Below are 1,550 nucleotides of genomic sequence, written 5' to 3'. Positions count from 1 at the left end.
GCAAATCGTGCTGATCACCCACGACACCCGGTGCGCACTCGACGCCGTGGTCGATCTGGTGAACACCGCACCGGACACGGAGAGTGCCGAGACGGAAGGGCTCCCGGACCTAGCAGCGCTGGGCGAGTTCGTACGAAGCCACGACATAAGTGACGTCGGAGTGCTCTCCGAGCGTGACCTGGCGGGCGTCCGGCACATCCGGAGCCGCTTCCACGAGGTTTTCGCGGCCCCCGAACCGCAGGCCGCGGCGGCCGTGATCAACGAACTGATCGCGGCGGCGGGCACCACGCCCCGCCTCACCGACCACGACGGCTACGACTGGCACGTGCACTACTTCGCGCCCGGCGCCTCCATCGCCGACCACCTCGCGGCGGACTGCGGGATGGCGCTCGCCTTCTTCGTGGTCGCCGGCGAGCAGGAGCGGCTGCGGCGCTGCGAGGCGCCGGACTGCCGGCGGGCCTTCGTCGACCTCTCCCGCAACCGCTCGCGCCGCTACTGCGACAGCCGCACCTGCGGCAACCGGCTGCATGTCGCCGCCTACCGGGCCCGGCGCAAGGAAGCCGCGGGCTGAGCCCGCGGCCGGGGCCCCTACAGCCCCAGCAGATCGTGCAACGACCCCAGCAGGAGCAGAACGCCGATCACCGCCAGGAAGATCATCAGGGGTGGCTGGGAGAGCGCGAACAGACAGCCCTTGGGCTCCTCGGTCGCGGCTCGCTCATCGGTCGGCGGGGCGGCATCGCCCGGTGCGGTGTCCAGCATCTCGCCGCGATGATGACGCAGTCCGCGGGGTGGCGATGACCAACACGTCAGAAAACCGCGGGAGTTCGCCACATCCCGCGACCTGCGGAAGTCCGGCGTCCGGCGCACACCGCGCCCGGCTCACCAGCGACGCGTCCCGCACGGCCCCGCCCCGCCGCCGTCCACACGAACGAGGGATTCCCGCGGCCGCCCGACACCGGCGGTCGTTGACGCGGGCTTCCCGCGCGCCCGTCGCCTCCCGGCCCTTCCCGTCAGATGCCGTGCTTCTTCAGGATGGCCTCGATGTCGCTGAAGTCCTCCTTGGGCGCGGCGGCCTGCGGCCGCTCAGCCGGCCGCGCGGCCGGGCGGGCGCCCTGGCCCAGGGAGGGCGCGGACGCCGCCGGGGCCACCGCATCGCGCTGGGCCGCCTTCGCGGCCTTGCGCTCCTTGCGGGTGCCGCCGGACCTGCGCTCCACGGCGCGGGTGGTCATGAAGAGCAGCCAGGCGACACCGAGGACGCCGAAGCCCACCCACGCCTTCATGCTGAAGGCGGTGTCGGCCAGCCATCCGACGACGCCGGTCATCACCAGGCCCACCGGGACCAGGGAGTAGGCCGCGAGGCGCGTCGCCGCGAGGAAACGCTTGCGGTAGGCCGTGATCGCGGCAATGCCGAGGCCGGCCGCGGATACGGCGGAACAGACGGTCTCGGCAATCATCCGGTCCTCCAGGGCGTGCGGCGTGCGGGCACGGACGGCGGCGCCGCCCTCCCCTCCATCCTGCACCGGGCGGGCACCCGCAGGCCACGCCCCGAG

General features: G+C 73.1%; 3 protein-coding genes. 1 reads left to right on the top strand and 2 read right to left on the bottom strand.

Features of this window, described 5'->3' with window-relative positions; genetic code table 11:
* Positions 1-7 precede the first annotated feature (7 nt).
* Entirely contained in the window at positions 8-571 is a 564-nt protein-coding gene (locus tag ACQKIP_RS47090; protein ID WP_365860166.1) for a CGNR zinc finger domain-containing protein, read from the top strand.
* A 17-nt stretch (positions 572-588) separates the two neighbouring features.
* On the opposite strand, the gene ACQKIP_RS47085 is transcribed toward ACQKIP_RS47090, so the two are convergent.
* Together ACQKIP_RS47085 and ACQKIP_RS47080 are read right to left on the bottom strand one after the other, a co-directional pair.
* Positions 589-759: a hypothetical protein gene (locus tag ACQKIP_RS47085; RefSeq protein WP_361391482.1), complete on the bottom strand. Its 171-nt coding sequence runs from the start codon at positions 757-759 to the stop codon at positions 589-591.
* 251 nt (positions 760-1,010) lie between these two features.
* Positions 1,011-1,454 (bottom strand): hypothetical protein, encoded by a 444-nt coding sequence (locus ACQKIP_RS47080; protein ID WP_365860184.1) that lies wholly within the window; start codon positions 1,452-1,454, stop codon positions 1,011-1,013.
* Between the last annotated feature and the right edge of the window lie 96 nt (positions 1,455-1,550).

It is taken from the genome of Streptomyces sp. NPDC059900 (assembly GCF_050270335.1).
Classification (GTDB): domain Bacteria; phylum Actinomycetota; class Actinomycetes; order Streptomycetales; family Streptomycetaceae; genus Streptomyces.
Note: the sequence above shows the minus strand (reverse complement) of the source record. Positions and strands in the feature narration are given on the sequence as shown.

Excerpts from the sequence above, each read along its gene's own strand:
- ACQKIP_RS47085 (WP_361391482.1), bottom strand. The coding sequence starts at position 759 with ATGCTGGACACCGCACCGGGCGATGCCGCCCCGCCGACCGATGAGCGA.
- ACQKIP_RS47080 (WP_365860184.1), bottom strand. The coding sequence starts at position 1,454 with ATGATTGCCGAGACCGTCTGTTCCGCCGTATCCGCGGCCGGCCTCGGC.